Annotated in this window: 18 protein-coding genes; 4 read left to right on the top strand and 14 right to left on the bottom strand. The window is 30.3% G+C overall.

Translation table 11 applies throughout. The features are described from left to right. Positions 1–126 precede the first annotated feature (126 nt). Positions 127–774 carry a Pr6Pr family membrane protein gene (locus tag GFV00_RS06335; protein WP_160557606.1) on the top strand — a complete coding sequence of 216 codons (648 nt, stop codon included), beginning with the start codon at positions 127–129 and terminating at the stop codon, positions 772–774. Between the two features lie 80 nt (positions 775–854). On the opposite strand, the gene tsf is transcribed toward GFV00_RS06335, so the two are convergent. From tsf to rplM, 4 genes are all read right to left on the bottom strand, one after another. After that, positions 855–1,673, bottom strand: coding sequence for a translation elongation factor Ts (tsf, locus tag GFV00_RS06330; protein ID WP_105296358.1), 819 nt, complete (start codon positions 1,671–1,673; stop codon positions 855–857). A gap of 24 nt (positions 1,674–1,697) precedes the next feature. Then, positions 1,698–2,498 carry a 30S ribosomal protein S2 gene (rpsB, locus tag GFV00_RS06325; RefSeq protein WP_160542526.1) on the bottom strand — a complete coding sequence of 267 codons (801 nt, stop codon included), beginning with the start codon at positions 2,496–2,498 and terminating at the stop codon, positions 1,698–1,700. Between the two features lie 167 nt (positions 2,499–2,665). Next, positions 2,666–3,052 (bottom strand): 30S ribosomal protein S9, encoded by a 387-nt coding sequence (rpsI, locus tag GFV00_RS06320; RefSeq protein WP_105296360.1) that lies wholly within the window; start codon positions 3,050–3,052, stop codon positions 2,666–2,668. A 6-nt stretch (positions 3,053–3,058) separates the two neighbouring features. After that, entirely contained in the window at positions 3,059–3,514 is a 456-nt protein-coding gene (rplM, locus tag GFV00_RS06315; RefSeq protein WP_160542527.1) for a 50S ribosomal protein L13, read from the bottom strand. Between the two features lie 459 nt (positions 3,515–3,973). On the opposite strand from rplM, the gene GFV00_RS06310 reads away from it, so the two are divergent. Together GFV00_RS06310 and GFV00_RS06305 are read left to right on the top strand one after the other, a co-directional pair. Beyond that, on the top strand, positions 3,974–6,220 hold the full coding sequence (locus tag GFV00_RS06310) for a two-component regulator propeller domain-containing protein (protein ID WP_160557607.1): 2,247 nt from the start codon (positions 3,974–3,976) through the stop codon (positions 6,218–6,220). 11 nt (positions 6,221–6,231) lie between these two features. Next, complete coding sequence (locus tag GFV00_RS06305) at positions 6,232–6,942, top strand: DNA repair protein RecO (RefSeq protein ID WP_160557608.1); 711 nt, start codon at positions 6,232–6,234, stop codon at positions 6,940–6,942. A gap of 15 nt (positions 6,943–6,957) precedes the next feature. On the opposite strand, the gene mnmA is transcribed toward GFV00_RS06305, so the two are convergent. The 10 genes from mnmA to GFV00_RS06255 form a co-directional block, all read right to left on the bottom strand. Beyond that, on the bottom strand, positions 6,958–8,142 hold the full coding sequence (gene mnmA / locus GFV00_RS06300; RefSeq protein ID WP_160557609.1) for a tRNA 2-thiouridine(34) synthase MnmA: 1,185 nt from the start codon (positions 8,140–8,142) through the stop codon (positions 6,958–6,960). 65 nt (positions 8,143–8,207) lie between these two features. Then, a complete protein-coding gene (gene yajC, locus GFV00_RS06295; RefSeq protein WP_105296364.1) occupies positions 8,208–8,534 on the bottom strand; it encodes a preprotein translocase subunit YajC in 327 nt (108 codons plus the stop codon). 18 nt (positions 8,535–8,552) lie between these two features. Next, positions 8,553–9,005 carry a DUF1573 domain-containing protein gene (locus GFV00_RS06290; protein WP_160557610.1) on the bottom strand — a complete coding sequence of 151 codons (453 nt, stop codon included), beginning with the start codon at positions 9,003–9,005 and terminating at the stop codon, positions 8,553–8,555. Positions 9,006–9,017: 12 nt separating this feature from the next. Further along, complete coding sequence (gene nusB, locus GFV00_RS09885; RefSeq protein ID WP_105296366.1) at positions 9,018–9,923, bottom strand: transcription antitermination factor NusB; 906 nt, start codon at positions 9,921–9,923, stop codon at positions 9,018–9,020. A gap of 64 nt (positions 9,924–9,987) precedes the next feature. Then, complete coding sequence (secG, locus tag GFV00_RS06280; protein WP_105296367.1) at positions 9,988–10,314, bottom strand: preprotein translocase subunit SecG; 327 nt, start codon at positions 10,312–10,314, stop codon at positions 9,988–9,990. A gap of 1 nt (position 10,315) precedes the next feature. Beyond that, complete coding sequence (locus GFV00_RS06275) at positions 10,316–11,464, bottom strand: hypothetical protein (RefSeq protein WP_160557611.1); 1,149 nt, start codon at positions 11,462–11,464, stop codon at positions 10,316–10,318. A gap of 3 nt (positions 11,465–11,467) precedes the next feature. Beyond that, the gene (locus GFV00_RS06270) at positions 11,468–11,977 is read right to left on the bottom strand and encodes an LptE family protein (protein WP_160557612.1); all 510 of its coding nucleotides are present in this window, start codon (positions 11,975–11,977) and stop codon (positions 11,468–11,470) included. After that, entirely contained in the window at positions 11,961–13,238 is a 1,278-nt protein-coding gene (locus GFV00_RS06265; protein WP_105296370.1) for a sigma-54-dependent Fis family transcriptional regulator, read from the bottom strand. Before GFV00_RS06265 ends, GFV00_RS06270 begins: the two co-directional genes overlap by 17 nt. Before the next feature lie 10 nt (positions 13,239–13,248). Next, positions 13,249–14,679, bottom strand: a complete 1,431-nt coding sequence (miaB, locus tag GFV00_RS06260; RefSeq protein WP_160557613.1) for a tRNA (N6-isopentenyl adenosine(37)-C2)-methylthiotransferase MiaB — start codon at positions 14,677–14,679, stop codon at positions 13,249–13,251. Positions 14,680–14,826: 147 nt separating this feature from the next. Next, positions 14,827–16,317 (bottom strand): DASS family sodium-coupled anion symporter, encoded by a 1,491-nt coding sequence (locus GFV00_RS06255; RefSeq protein ID WP_160542534.1) that lies wholly within the window; start codon positions 16,315–16,317, stop codon positions 14,827–14,829. Positions 16,318–16,504: 187 nt separating this feature from the next. Here GFV00_RS06255 and GFV00_RS06250 point away from each other — a divergent pair, with 187 nt between their 5' ends. Then, the gene (locus tag GFV00_RS06250) at positions 16,505–16,969 is read left to right on the top strand and encodes a hypothetical protein (protein WP_160557614.1); all 465 of its coding nucleotides are present in this window, start codon (positions 16,505–16,507) and stop codon (positions 16,967–16,969) included. The last annotated feature ends 128 nt before the right edge of the window (positions 16,970–17,097 follow it).

Raw genomic sequence — 17,097 nt, 5'->3', positions numbered from 1 at the left:
GTTTTACAATTATTTAAAAAGTGTGTATATTTTATTTAAATCAATTGTAAAAACGAACTCTAACTTTTTATGAAACTTATCTTATAAAATTTTTACACGAGTTAATCTTTAGTAAATTTACCATTCATGAGAATATTTTTTAATTTAATACTTATTTTTTTGGTGTTTTTCAGTATTGGTACAGAAACCTATAATTACGTCTATGGAGACATTCATCCATCGATCTTAAATGAAAAATCCAAATTCAATCGATTGATTTATTATTACAGCTATTTTACTGTTCAATCTAATATTGCGGTTGGTATTAGCTCTTTAGTCTTGCTTTTTAAACCTGATTATTCTAAAAAATGGTTTCGCATTTTAAGAATAGACGGTATTATTTGTATAGCTATTACATGCATCGTTTATAATTTAATGCTCAGGCATGACCATAATGTAAAAGGGATTATGCGATTTACCAATGAAGCTTTGCATGTATTCATACCTTTTTTGGCTGTATTGTATTGGTTATTATACGGTCCCAGAAAATTATTGGATAAAAAAACTATTTTTTTTGCGATTATTCCTCCTTTAATTTATGTTATATATATTTTTATAAGAGGTCATTTCACCAATATGTATCCTTATTCATTTTTGGATGCCGGTGAAATAGGCTTATTTCAAGCTTTATTGAATACGGGAGCTATTGTATTGCTGTTTTTATTTCTAGAATTTATCCTTATTTATATAGATAATCAATTGATAAAAAGGATCAATCTTAAATTAAAGTTTTAATTTTTAGAATTGTGGAAGATCCTTATTTAAAATAAAAAAGACTGCAATATGCAGTCTTTTTTATATATACTATTTTAAAATTATAATCGTATAAATCCGGTTATTTTAACTTCAGGATCAATTGATTTTACATAATCTTCTACTGAAGTTTTTTCACCCATAATATAATCTTGTTTTAACAAAGTGTTATCTTTAAAGAACTTGTTAAGTTTTCCTTTGGCTATATTTTCAAGCATAGCTTCCGGTTTTCCTTCTTGACGTAATTGATCTTTAGCAATTTCAAGTTCTTTTTCAATTACACTAGAATCCACCTGAGTTTCATCTAATGCAATAGGATTCATAGCTGCAACTTGCATAGAAATATTTTTAGCTACTTCTGCTGCCTGATCAAAAGACTTTGATAAACCAACTGCTGAAGCTATTTTATTTCCCGCATGTATATAGGAACCTACAAATGGAGCTTCCAAAGTTTTAAATCCGGATATTTCAATTTTTTCACCGATTACACCTGTTTGTTCTATAAGCTTTTCACTTACAGGAATACCATTGAAATCGGCAGCTAATAATTCTTCTTTTGTATTGAAATTTAAAGCAAGGTTTGCAAAATCCTTAGCTAATTTAACAAAATCTTCGTTTTTTGCAACAAAGTCAGTTTCACAACTTAATTTTATTACAACAGCTTTTGTATTGGATTCGTTAACTGCAGCTATTACAGCTCCTTCAAGATTTTCTCTATCTGCTCTGTTTGCAGCAACTTTTTGTCCTTTTTTTCTTAATAAGTCAACCGCTTTGTCGAAATCTCCTTCTGCTTCAACTAAAGCTTTTTTTGAGTCCATCATTCCTGCTCCTGTAGCATTTCTTAGTTTTGCTACATCAGCTGCTTTTGGTGAATATGACATCTTTATTTTTATTTAAATTTAACTTTATTCTGCGTTATTTTCTTCTTGATTTTCAGAAACTTCAGAGTCATTAGTGTCTTGTACTAAAACATCTTCTTCTTCTGCAGCACCTTCTTCTTTAGCTTTCGCTTTTTCTGCTTTTCTTACACTTAACCCTTCTTTAATAGAGTTAGTAACAGTTTCTAAAATCAAATCAATTGATTTGGATGCATCATCATTTCCGGGAATTGGGAAATCAACCAATTGAGGATCTGAATTCGTATCTACGATTGCAAAAACAGGAATACCTAATTTTTTTGCTTCTGTTACAGCGATATGTTCTCTTAGTATATCTACTACGAAAAGAGCAGATGGTAAACGAGTCATATCAGCAATAGACCCTAAGTTTTTTTCAAGTTTAGCTCTTTGACGATCTACTTGTAATTTTTCTTTTTTAGATAGAGTTTCAAAAGTACCGTCTTTTTTCATTCTATCGATTGAATTCATTTTTTTAACAGCTTTTCGGATGGTAACAAAGTTTGTTAACATTCCTCCCGGCCATCTTTCTGTAATATAAGGCATATTTACAGATTCTGCATGTTTGGCAACAATGTCTTTTGCTTGTTTTTTGGTTGCAACAAACAAGATTTTTCTTCCTGATGTAGCAATTTTTCCTAAAGCGTTTGATGCCTCATCTAATTTTACAGAGGTTTTGTGCAAATCAATAATGTGGATTCCATTTTTCTCCATAAAAATGTAAGGAGCCATATGTGGATTCCATTTTCTGGTAAGGTGACCAAAATGCACTCCGGCATTTAAAAGGTCTTTTACATCTACTTTTGCCATACTTTTTTTTAGTTTACGTTCCGCAGTTTTTGCAATCAACTTAAAGTTTAACTTTAAAGTTTGGATGCTAAACTAAACGGCAAGTTTAAATTGTTTATAAAATTGTTATTTTTTAATATAAAATAACCACTACAAAATAGTGGTTATAAGTATCGTTATTAGTCAGATTAACGTTTAGAGAATTGGAATCTTTTACGTGCTTTTTTCTGACCGAATTTCTTTCTTTCAACCATTCTAGGATCTCTAGTTAGAAGACCTTCTGGTTTTAAAACTGTTCTGTTTTCTTCATTTAAAGAAACTAAAGCTCTAGATATTGCTAATCTGATAGCTTCAGCTTGTCCTGTTACTCCTCCTCCATATACATTTACTTTAATATCATATTGACCTAAAGTTTCAGTTAATTGGAAAGGTTGTGCAATTTTGTATTGTAATACTTCTGTAGGAAAGTAAACTTTATAGTCTTTTCCGTTTATGGTAAACTCTCCTTTTCCTTCAGAAAGATATACTCTTGCAACAGATGTTTTTCTTCTTCCTATTTTATGTGTAACTGCCATTATTTTTTAGATGAAAGCGTTAATATCAAATGTTTTAGGTTGTTGAGCTGCTTGTTCATGCTCTACTCCTTCATATAAGTATAAATTTTTAAGTACTTTTCTTCCTAATTTATTTTTAGGAAGCATACCTTTCACTGCATACTCCAACAATCTTCTAGAATCCTTTACCTTAACTTCGGCAACACTTGAAAATTTTTGTCCACCGGGATATCCTGTATGTCTTACATATTCTTTTTGATCTGTTTTATCTCCGGATAAAACAACTTTTCCTGCATTGATAACAACAATATTATCACCACAATCTGCATGTGGAGTAAAATTTGTTTTGTGTTTTCCTCGCAAAATTTTAGCTATTTTAGAAGCTAAACGACCTAATTTTTGTCCTTCTGCATCAATAAGTAACCACTCTTTATTTGCAGTCTCTTTATTTGCCGATATGGTTTTGTAACTTAGTGTATTCACTTTTCTTATTTTTCCTTTATTAAAAAATCGCCCTAAATAGGGTTGCAAATTTAAAAAATATTTTTAATTTAACAAATATCTCCTGAACATTTTATCGTTTTATTTAAGTTATTGTATATACCTCTAGATCAATGAGTCTTCAACTCCTCTAATTTTCCCGCTTTATAAAGTAAATATCTTAAAATTTTAATTATGTAAAATTCTGTTTTTAATTTAAAATAATCTTAATTTTATTTTCTAACTTATTATAATGCACAAAAATAATTGTTATTTTTCAAGGTTAATTCTTTTCAATTTAAATTATTATTTATTACTCCTATTGCTTCATGAAATTTTACTGATTTGAAATTTCTAAAATTCAAAGACTATAATCCAATTTTATTTTTAAATAAAATAAATCTGTTATGAGATATTTTTCCCATAAATCTATTAATTTTACAAGCATTACATATAATTTCTATGAAAAAGCTTAGTTTTTTAATTTTATTAATTTTTACCGGTCTTTGCAATAGTCAAAATACCAGATGGAAAGATTATTTTTCTTATTTTAATATTAAAGCTATTCAAAAAGTTGACAATCTTATTTTCAGTGCAACTCAAAACGGTTTGTACTCTTATAATGAATCAACCGGGGAAATTAAGAAATTTTCAAAAGCTAATGGTCTTCATGAAGTTAATATTACTGCTTTCGCTTATAATTCAGATAATAAAGCTTTACTCATTGGCTATAAATCCGGTAAATTGGACATAGTAAAGCAAGACATGATCCAATTAATTGTGGATATTCCTTTTGATCGAAATTATCAAGGAAATAAAAGAATTAATCATATATATACTGAAGGTGATTATGCGGTACTTTCCATGGACTTTGGAATTACTTTATTCGATTTAAAGAAGCTTGAATTTAAAGAAACTTGTTATTTTAAACAAGGTCTTAACTATTATAAAGTACAGGAAAGCGTAATTGTTAATAATAAAATATTTGCCGCTTCAACTAATGGGATTTATTCTCATCCTATAGATCATTTAATTCCAAATTTTACTGCTTGGAATCTTACCAATTCCGGAAATAATTTTAATCAAATAATTAAAAATAATACAACTTTACTTATAAGCTCCAACCAAACCATTTATAAAAGTGATGATGAAGGGATTAGTTGGCAAAATAAAGGCAATTACATTGATTTAAAAGATATTATTTCTATTGATGAGGGCTTTTTATTGATTCAAAAAAATAAATTGGTTGTATTAAATGAATCTTTTCAAGTTTTAAAATCTATGAAATTTTCAGATGACCTTACTACCGGTTTTTACTCTAATGGAATTTTTTATGCAGGAACTCAATTAAAAGGCCTTATTAGAAATAACGCATACCTGGTTCCGGACGGCCCGTTTAATAACCGTTCTTATTCATTAACTATCTATGATAATCAATTATGGGTAGCACCAGGAGGAAGAAATATTGATAATTATTTCGAATTGAATCCCAACTCTTATGGTTTTTATCATTTTAACGGTCAAAAATGGAATCATATAGATTCTAAGAGTATTAACGATGAAAGTTATATTATGAAAGTTATACCTAATATTAACAATATTCATGAAGTTTTCATTATTTCCTATAGTAATGGGTTGATAAAAATGGTAAATGATCAGATGAAAATTATTTATAATCGGACCAATTCACCTATAATTGAATACGAGCGATTAGTTGGCGGTGACTTTGATTCCAATGGTAACTTAATTATGGTTCAATCATTTGCTGCGGAATCTAACAACGGTTTTAATAATGCCATTATCATAAAAACGCCTAATGATCAATTTAAATTTTTAAGTCTTTTACCTAAAAGATTTCACTTAGCCGGAGGAGCTATGAATCCGTATATTGATTCCCAAGGATATATATGGGTTCCTTCTCCAAGAAATAATGGATTGGTTGTATATAAATATAATCGAACCCCGCTTACTACGTCTGATGATAATATTTATTTAATAGATTCCAATAAAAATAGCGGAAACTTACCTTCTAATAATATATTATGCGTAGAATTAGATAAATTCGGAACTGCTTGGATAGGAACCGACAGCGGTCTTCGTATTTTTAGAAATCCTTACCAATCATTAGAATCAGGAAATTATAATACCGAAAGAATTATTATTACTCAAAACGGTTTAGGTGAAGAAGTTTTACGAGAAACTAAGATTACGGCAATAAAAACCGACGGTGCTAACAGAAAATGGATTGGTACACATAGTTCAGGTGTTTTTTACTTATCGGAAGACGGAACAACTCTTTTAAATAGGTTTACGGAAGAAAATTCTCCTTTACCTTCAAATCTTATTACGGATATACAAATCGATAAGACCGGTGAAGTTTATTTTGTTACTCCTTCAGGTATTGTTTCTTATAGAGGAGACATTATTGATTCAGGTGATGGTTTTGGAGAAATTGTTGCCTATCCTAATCCGGTTAGACCCGGTTATACAGGAAATATCACGATACGCGGATTAGCCCATGATGCTTTTGTTAAAATTACTGACGTAGCGGGTAACCTGGTGTATGAGACTAAAGCACCCGGAGGCGTTGCAACCTGGAATGGAACTAATTTTAATGGAAAACCTGTTGCTTCAGGGATTTATTTAGTTTTAATGAGCAATTCTGAAGGAAAAAAACATGCTACAACCAAAATTGCAATTATTCGTTAAGTTTAAAAGAAATGATTGAAACTACTAAAGCTATCGTATTGTCTTTTTTAAAATATGGAGATTCTTCCCTTATTGTAAAATGCTATACCGAAAATTTTGGTTATAAAAGTTTTATTTTAAAAAATTCTTTTTCTAAAAAAAATAGAAAAAGCCATTTTATCTTTTTATTTAATGAAATTGAAGTTACTTTTTATTCTAAAAAAAACCATTCTTTAGAATTGATTAAAGAAATTCATCAAGCTCATATTTTCAATACCATTCATACAAATATTATCAAGTCTTCGATAATAACGTTTATTGGAGAAATGGTGAACCAAACGCTAAAAAACGAGGAAGCACAGGACACATCTTTATATAATTTTATTAAAAGCAGTTTAATTGATTTAGATACAAAAGACAGTTACTTTTCTGATTTCCATCTTTATTTTTTACTGCATTTTTCGAAACATATTGGGTTTTATCCCTTAGAAAATGATTCAGAATTTCCTTATTTTAATATTAAAGAGGGTATTTTTTCTTTAAAAGCTGATACTGTTTCAAGGGAAGAAAATGCTCATTTATGGAAGCAATTACTTTCTTATGATTTTAACTCTTTAAAAAATTGCTTTACTAATTCAGAGCGTAAACAGATGCTTTCAGAAATAATAACTTATTTTGAAATGCATTTGTCTAATTTTAAAAAACCTATTTCTTTAGATATTTTAAAATTAATTTTTGATTAATATTACTAATTAAAATCAAGAGATTACTCCGCTTCCGATTAATTCATCTTCAACATACCAAGCCGCAAATTGTCCTCGGGTAATTGCTGATTGCAAATTTTCAAACTCAATGAAAATTCCTTCTTCAAATTGATACAAAACTGCCTCTTGCAAAGATTGTCTATATCTTATCCTGACTCGAACTCTCATTGTTTCTCCTATCTTCATTGGTAGGTCTTCTCTAACCCAATGCACTTCTTTTTGATCTATAAATAAGGCCTTTCTTAATAATCCGGGATGATTTTTACCCTCACCTACATAGATTGTATTGTTTTGCACATCGGTATCTAATACAAAGCATGGTTCGATATGCCCTCCTATTCCTAAACCTTTTCTTTGACCGATGGTATAATAATGCGCTCCTGAATGTTCACCGATCACTTTGCCATCCTCTATAGTATATTGAAAAGGAGTTGACAAATAAATCAATTCTTCTTTTTTAGTTGAAAATGATTGTTCTTCTTTTTTATATATAGGATTATCTGAAAAAATTTCAACCAGATTTCCTTTTTTAGGTTTTAATTTTTGTTGTAAAAAATCAGGTAATCTTATTTTCCCAATAAAGCATAATCCTTGAGAATCCTTTTTATTTGCAGTAACTAAACCAATTTCACTTGCAATTTGCCTTACTTCCGGCTTGGTTAAATTTCCTATAGGAAATAAGGTTTTGGAAAGCTGGTATTGATTAAGTTGACATAAAAAATAGGATTGGTCTTTGTTGGAATCTATACCTGCTAAAAGCTGATAAATTGTTTGTCCTTCGTTATTCAATGAATGAACACGTGCATAATGACCGGTTGCCACTTTATCTGCCCCTAAAGATAAAGCTGTTTTAAGGAATATATCAAACTTGATTTCTCTGTTGCATAATACATCCGGATTAGGGGTACGTCCTGATTCGTATTCATGAAACATGTAATCAACAATTCTTTCTTTATATATTTCAGAAAGGTCTATGACTTGATAGGGAATATTAAGTTTTTGAGCTATTAGCAGTGCATCATTGCTATCTTCTACCCATGGACATTCATCTTCCAGTGTAAATTCAGAATCGTTCCAATTCTTCATGAATAGACCTATAACTTCATGACCTTGTTGTTGCAATAAATATGCTGCAACACTTGAATCTACTCCTCCCGATAAACCTACTACTACTTTCATTTTATATAATTAAAAAGCATATTCTATGGTATATAGAATATGCTTTATGATTTATTTATAATCGTTTACTTCTTTGCAGGTGCATTTTCCGGATATCTTGCTATAGATAATTCTCTGGAAATTGCTGATTTTTCGATTTTTATTTTTCCCGCCATAGTTTCAATAATAAGTCCATCATCCATTATTTCCGCAACTTTACCATGAATACCGGAAGTGGTAACTATTCTTGTTCCTTTAGCTATATTATCTTGAAAATTCTTTTCTTGTTTTTGTCTTTTTGTTTGCGGCCTAATAAAAAAGAAGTAAAACACCACAAATAGAAGGACTAGGGGAAGGAATGCTCCTGCTTGTTCCATAAAACCTCCTTTTGCTTGTAAAATTATTGTTAACATTTTTATTTAAATTTATTTTTAATTAACTTTTGCTTGAAATTTAATTACTTTAGTTTCAAAGTTTCCTGAAACAGCTATTGTTTTAAGTACTTCTCCTTCAAAATTTGAAGAATCAAAAGTAACTGTAATTTCTCCTTTCTTGCCCGGATATACAGGTTCTTTAGTATATTTTGGAGTGGTACACCCACAGGAAGGACGTACTTCTGAAATTAATAAAGGACGTTTTCCAACATTGGTAAATTTAAAAACATGGGAGACTTCTTGCCCTCTTTTTATATCCTTAAAATCATACGTATCTTCATTAAATTTTATAATAGATTCTTCGGTTATTTTGGGTACACCATGAGTATTTTTAGTATTCGTATTATCTTGTACGGTACTTTTGATTTGCTTTTGAGAAGAATTTTCTTTTTTGCAACCGATGGTGAATAACATACCTATTAATAAAAATATTATTGCTGACTTTTTCATTTTTCAGGATGTTTAAACTTTATTCATATCTCTAGCATATCTGTCTAAAATACCATTAATAAATACATTACTTTTAGCGCTAGAATAAACTTTTGCTAATTCAATACATTCATTAATAACAACTTTAGCCGGAACTTGAGGGAAATAATTGAGTTCTGTAAATCCCATTGCCAATATGATTTTATCTATTTCCGCAATTCTATCCAACTCCCAGTTATTTGATCTTTTTTCAATTAATTTTAAACTTTCCGGATAGTGTTTAACCGTGGTCCTGAATAGATTTTTTGCAAATAAAATACCCTCATCCGATTTTAAAACTTGAATTAATGTATCAAAGGGTGCTCCTTCCTCAATAGACTTGATAGTCTTAAGGGTCATATTATTGGCAATATGAACATCATCTGCCCAAGAAAGTTTTAATTCCTCAAACCATTCATACATGATGTCATTATCTGCTATATGTTTTAAAAACAGTTTAAGCAATACCTTTTTTTCCGACTCAAAATCTGTTTCTTTACTTTGCATATACTCTAAATAACTTCGCGATGTTTGAAATTTTTTAAAGATAATTGCCGGATAATTATTATTTAAATGCCACGATAATTCTAAATGTTTGTCCGAATACTCTTTTCTAGCTTTGTTTTTCTCTAACAGCTCAAATATCTTATTATTAACAAACTTAAGATTAGGATTTTTTTCCTCATCTGTGGCAAAACGTTTTTGCTTTTTCCTTTCTATTACTTCAAGAGCATAATCTCTCACAGCCAATAGAAGATTTAATTGATATATATATAAATCATATATCTCATCTATAGACTGAAACATTCTATTTTCAACATATTCTAACTCATTCCCACTTATATTATACGCATACAGAACCTGTAGAATTTTTTCTCTAATTTGCCTTCTTCCTAACACAACAATAAATTTTTAAGAACTTTGTTAATACTATATTTTTAGTGTTAATTATTACAAGTATATTTTACTTAACGTTAGTTTTAGGCAAAGCCTGTTCTTGTTGAGGGGTTGAAGACTGTTTTGAGTTTTGGGTTGGAGTTGATGTATATATAGTTGGCTTTGCAATCAATACCGATGCAAAAATTGACAATACTACTATTACTCCTCCTAAGGTCCAAGTTGCCTTCTCCATAAAATCATTTGTTTTCTGAACACCGAACATTTGTGTTCCACTACCTCCGAAAGTTGAACTTAAACCTCCTCCTTTTGGATTTTGCGACAAAACAACTAATATTAGCAAAACGCATGCGATAATGATAAATATCATTAGTATTCCATATACTGCTGTCATATTATTTTGAATTTTTTATCTTTTTTATTCTTCTTATTTCCGAGGCAAAATAACTACTTTTTTCTGGATATTTCAAACTTAATATCTTAAAAGCTGTTAATGCTGTATCATATTTACCTTGCTCTACATATAATTGAGCTAAGGTAATAGTCATTAAATTTGCAATGTCCTGAATTTCTTCTTTTTTAAATTCTACGTCTTTACTATATTTCGTGTCTTTTGCAACCGGTTTTATCTTGGGATTATTTTCAATAAAATTTGAAATAATGCTATTTTGTTTTTCTTGTTGTGGTATTACTTTTTCAGATTTTAAAGCTTTTTTTTGCTTGGAAAGTGAGATCCATTGATTAAAAGTTAATTTGTCCGATTCCAAAGTAATTTCCTCTTGCTTGTTTTCAATACTTGGTTCGCTTAACTGAATTTCATTGATTTCATTTCCAACCAAATCTTCCTTTACTTCTTCTTCTTTAATTTCCGAATGTTCAATTTCAGTACTTTCTTCCCTATTCTCGAAATTTTCTTCATTTTCTTTTTCTAAGCTTGAAGTAAATAAATGTGATATTCCTAACTTTTCTATATTGGTATAGGTGACATCACTGTTTAAAAAGATTTTCTTATTATCCTTAGCATCTTCATTAGTTAAAAGTAATTGAATTTTAGAATGATCTTCTATAGGTTCAATTTCTATATTGTTGTTATTTACTAATTCTTCGGATATTTTTTGTTCATTTATAATTTCAGAATTTGAATCTATTGCTTTCAATTGGGTTAAACTGCTATCCTCTTCCATAAATTCATTACTAACAATATTTTCAAGAACTATAGTTTCTTCAAATTTATTATCATCTGCTTGTAAAATTTCATCTTCTTTTTTATCGATCAATTCCTCTGCTGTAATTGGTTCTACTAACTTCTTGTTAGTATCAATGGATTTTTTTATTAATTCTCGATAGTTCGTATAAATTGAAACCTTTTTAATATCTTCATTAGTTAACGGTTCTGATACATATCTATTTTTCCAATTTAAATAAATTAAATGAAACGATTGAGAAAATGGATAGTGAGTTATTAAATCTTCCACATAATTCTTATCGGAAAATTTAAGTTTTTCAGGGTTTTCTATTAACTGTATAATTCTACTATTATCCATAATTTACCAATCGGCTACTATCGCTAAAAATATTTGATCAATAATTCTTTGATTGATTTTCTGGGCAAGATCATCTTGAACGTTAATCAATAATTCTTTGCTAGAATAATCTTCATAATCGGAAAAAGTTTTTTCGAAACTCTTTTCAGGCTGCTTTTTATTTTCGTATCTAACAGAAACGCTTATCGTCAATCTGTTTTGCGTTGCTTCGTCGGAATTACTTTGTATATTTACCGGACTGGTTGAAAAGTTTGTTATTTCTCCTTCTAAAATGATATCCGGATCTATATTAGTCTCTACAAGCTTCGTTCTTTGATTAAATCTACTTTGTAAGGCGGTAGTAAAATCTACGCTTAAATTCGGGCTTTGATAAGCTGAATAATTAGGAAATGATTTTATTTCTATAGTTTTTATATCGGGATCCAAAGAAGCCCCTGTGAATGAATAACATCCGGACAAAGATATAAAAAAAATTCCTATTAAGAGTAATATGATTTTATTCTTCAATATCATATTGTTTTATTTTTCTATATAATGTTCTTTCCGAAATCCCCAACTCTTTTGCTGCTAATTTACGTTTTCCATTATACTTTTCTAAAGCTTTTTTAATAAGTTCCTCTTCCTTTCTTTGTAAAGATAAAGATTCTGAATTGTTGGACACATCTTCATATTCGTAGTCATCCAAAATTTCGTGATACTCATTAACTGATGAAGGAACTGTCGGTATGACGGGTTTTTCATCATAGTAAACAAGAGAATCTCCCGATTTAGGAATATCATAATCTTTATATACTCGTTGGAAAAGATCCTGATCATTTGAGTTTAGCATCAAATCGCCTTTATTTTTAATGAGTTCTAAAGTCAACGCTTTCAAATCGTTGAGATCTTTTTTCATATCAAATAAAAACTTATATAATATTTCCCTTTCACTGGAAAAATCGGAATGATTTTCATTTTGCTTTGAAAAGTTTACTAAAGACGTGGTTTGTGGAATATCTTTTAAATATTCTTTTACCTTATCTATAGACAAATTTCTGTTGGTTTCCACCACCGTAATTTGTTCGGTAAAATTTCTTAATTGACGGATATTTCCCGGCCAATAATAATTTTGAATATAGGACATGGCTTCTTCCGATAAACTCACTGAAGGCATTCTATATTTTTCTGAAAAGTCAACTGCAAATTTTCTGAAGAGTAAAGGAATATCATCCTTCCTTTCCCTTAAAGCAGGTATATCAATTTGTACTGTATTTAACCTGTAATATAAATCTTCTCTGAATCTGCCTTTTTTAATTGCTTCTAATAAATTAACATTAGTCGCAGCTACAATTCTTATATTTGTTTTTTGAATAGTAGATGATCCGACTTTCATAAATTCACCACTTTCCAACACTCTTAATAAACGAACTTGCGTTTGCAAAGGCAATTCTCCTACTTCATCTAAAAAAATGGTTCCTCCATCTGCTACTTCAAAATATCCTTTACGAACTTTATCTGCTCCCGTAAAAGCTCCTTTTTCGTGACCAAAAAGTTCTGAATCTATGGTCCCTTCAGGAATTGCTCCACAATTAACAGCAATATATTGTTTATGTTTTCTTGGTGAAAGATTATGAATTATTTTAGGAATAAACTCTTTTCCTACCCCACTTTCTCCAATTACCAAAACAGAAATATCTGTAGGTGCTACTTGCATAGCTTTTTCTAAAGCCCTGTTAAGTGCAAGGTTATTTCCAATTATTCCGAATCTTTGTTTTATTGCCTGTAATGAATCCATAATATTTATGTTACGTGATCTCTCCTATCAAGGTAGCTGAAGTGCAATCATTTACCAATACATTAACAAAATCTCCAACTTTTGTTTGATCTGTTTTAGTAAAAACCACCACTGCATTTTGAGAAATCCTTCCGTACCATTGATCTTTACTTTTTTTACTGGTTCCCTCTATCAAAACTTCGTGTACTTTGTTAGTATACGTTTTCATTCTTTCTAATGAAAGTTCTTGTTGAAGATTTATAATTTCTTTAAGTCTTCTTGACTTTATTTCCGCAGGCACATCGTCTTTCATTTTTTTATGAGCCAACGTACCGGGACGTTCAGAATAAGCAAACATGTATCCGAAATCGTATTTTGCATATTTCATTAGAGATAAGGTTTCTTGATGCTCTTCTTCCGTTTCACCACAAAAACCCGCTATGATATCATGTGAAATCGCGCAATCAGGTACGATTTCCCTTATTTTATCCACCAAATTAATATATTCTTCGCGTGTGTGTTGACGATTCATTCGCTGCAAAACTGTAGTGCTCCCACTTTGAACAGGTAAATGGATGTATTTGCAAATGTTATCATGTTTAGCCATTACGTGCAATACTTCTTCATGCATGTCTTGCGGATTAGACGTTGAAAATCGTATTCTAATTTCAGGACAAGCTTCAGCTACCATGTTCAATAATTGTGCAAAATTTATCGCTGTTGCTCTTTGCAATTCACTAGCTTTTAAGAAATCTTTTTTAGGACCTCCTCCATACCATAAGTAACTATCTATATTTTGTCCTAAAAGTGTAATTTCTTTATATCCGTTTTCTCTCAACTCTTTACATTCTTTAAGAATTGAATGTGGATCTCTACTGCGTTCTCTTCCTCTTGTAAAAGGAACCACACAGAATGTACACATATTATCACATCCTCGGGTTATGGACACAAAAGCTGTAACTCCATTTCCGCCTAAGCGTATCGGACTTATATCTGCATAAGTCTCTTCTTTTGATAAAAGTACATTAATGGCATTTCTTCCATCATCAGTATTTTTCAATAAGTTCGGAAGATCTCTGTATGCATCGGGACCTACCACTAGATCAACTAAATGCTCTTCTTCCAAAAACTTTGTTTTTAATCTTTCTGCCATGCAGCCGAGAACGCCTATAACCAGATCCGGCTTTTTTCTTTTTATTGCATTAAATTGAGAAAGTCTTTTTCTAACCGTTTGCTCTGCTTTTTCACGAATAGAGCAAGTATTGAGAAGAACTAAATCTGCTTCTTCCAGTTGAGAGGTGGTATTATATCCTTCGTTACTAAGTATTGAAGCTACTATTTCACTATCGGAAAAATTCATTTGACAACCATAGCTTTCTAAAAACATTTTTTTGGTGTTTTTAATAGAACTTTCTTGTATTAAGATTTCTCCTTGTCTTCCTTCTATAATTTCTTTTTCCATATTTAAACATTCCCTACGAAAAAAAGTACCGGGATATTACTAAATCAAAATAAAAATAGTCTGCAAAGATAAAACTTTATATGCCAAGTTGACAGATTATTGTTTTAAATATTTCTTAAAATATATGTTAAGTAAATATAATTTTATTTATCTGCTTGTTAAGACCATCTCAAAATACCCTGTAAAATTTTGCAAAAATAACACCCAAGCCATGATTACTATAGTTCCTACTATTGCTGCATAAAAACCCCCAAAATAAAAGTCTGATTGCTTAAGCATCCCTGTACTGTATACTATTGCATTGGGAGGCGTTGACACGGGCAGGAATAATCCGCACGAAGCACAAAGACCAATTACTAAACCGATCGGCAATATTTGTTCCGGAGGAAGTACTACCGCAGCAATATTTATGACGATGGTTGCTGTAGCCGTACTACTCATTATGTTAGAAAAAATCACAGTCACTATAGCAAAAATCATCATCATTAAATATTCATTAAACGATGCATCTCCCAATAATTCGGAATAATAGGGCGCCAGCAATTCCTTTATTGCAATCCCTAGTGATAATCCACCGGCGACCAACATTAAGGTATCCCACGGAAGCTTTCTTATATCTTCAGCCGTTATAATCCCTAACATAGGAAGGAAAACAATAGGAATTCCTGAAGTGGCTGCACTTGGGATTTTCAATTTTGAACCCATCATCCAAAAGAAAACGGTTATAAATAAAATTAGTATTACAAAAAACCTCTGCAATCTAATCTTTTTGGGAATCGGGGCTAATTCTTCTAAGAAATTTAAATTAATTTTTTCAACTTTAGAAGTATATTTTTGCTTAAGCAGAATCCAAAAGAACAACAACAAAACTATTGCTACGGGCAAGCCCAAGATCATCCAATCAAAAAAAGAAACCTCAATACCTTTGGATTTTAAAACATCTACTACAATCAAATTGGGAGGAGAAGATATTAAGCTGCCCATTCCTGCAAAAGTTGCCGAAGCCGGTATACTTATCAATATTGCTTTTGTCATGGGTGAATCTTTCCCTTCTCTGTCTAAAAAAGGCATAACAGCTGCCAAAATCATGGCTGATGTTGCCGTATTGGATATAATTAATGATAAACAGGAAGTAGTTAGCATAATTCCTAACAACATATGCGACGGCTTACTACCAAAAATAGATATGGTACCTCTAAATAAAGAAATATCTATTCCTGTTTTTCTCATACTTTCACTGAGAAAAAAACCGCCCAAGAAAATCCATATAACACTATCAGACCATGTATTAGAAATAGTTTTCGGATCAATTGTTGATCCTTCTATATTCCCCATGGTATAAATGAGAAAACCTGTGATCAGTATCCCTACGGCAAAGGGGGGTATTGCTTCGGTAACCCATAGAAGTATTGAAAACATCAGAATGAACAGGGTGTATTCTTGAGCTTTAGTAAATTCTTGAGGAGAAAGAAAATAAGTACCTAATAAAGCAATACCTAATGAAAAAAAGAATAATCCAACTTTAGTTTTTATATTCCAAACATCTAAAGATTTTTCTATAAGAAGATCACTATAGACTCTAATATTCGTATTAATCTTTTTAAAATCTTTATTAATTCTATGAAAATCAAAATCCATATATAGCCCTAAATTAAATTTTATCTACTCTTGAAAACTTTGCTTACCTTAATGACACATAGCAAAACTCTTTATAAATTTACTATTTATTTCTAATAGTTTACTCTTAATTGAGAAATTAATTTTTAAATTTGTATCCTAATTCTCACATTAATAATACAGGTAAAGTTTACCTCTAATATAAATTATGAATAATTTTTCTAAGCTCTGGGTTTTTCAATCTAGAAGATTTCTTACCATTGAAGAAATTCAAGATATCAACAAAATTCTTACTGACTTTTTGAAAACATGGGCGGCACATGGTGCTGATTTAAAATCTGAGCTTACGATTATTAAAAATAAATTCATAATTATAGCGGTTGATGAAAATCAAGCGAAAGCCACCGGATGTTCTATCGATAAATTGAATCAATGCATTAGACAAATCGATCAAAAATATCAATTAGAACTTTTAAACCGATTATGGGTAAGCTATGAAGATGATAAAGGGGAAATTACTACTGTTCCTATGAATTCTTTCAAGGAAAAAATCAAATCCGCCCAAATTTCTCCTGAAACCTATATTTATAACCTTGCTATAAGTACTTCCAAAGAATTCGAAGAAAAATTTAGACTTCCTCTTAAAGAAAGCTGGGCAAGAATATTTATGTAATTTTTATTTATATAAGGTTTTTATTTATTAAAACGCGATATTAGTTGCTTCTTAATAAATAATTTCTCTTTTTAAAATAATTTCAGATTCTATATATCTTATTTTCAATAAATAAACTAATTTTATCT

The organism is Apibacter sp. B3935 (assembly GCF_009827705.1).
In the GTDB taxonomy this organism is placed as follows: Bacteria; Bacteroidota; Bacteroidia; order Flavobacteriales; family Weeksellaceae; genus Apibacter.
This window is presented reverse-complemented; position numbering and strand designations above follow the sequence as displayed.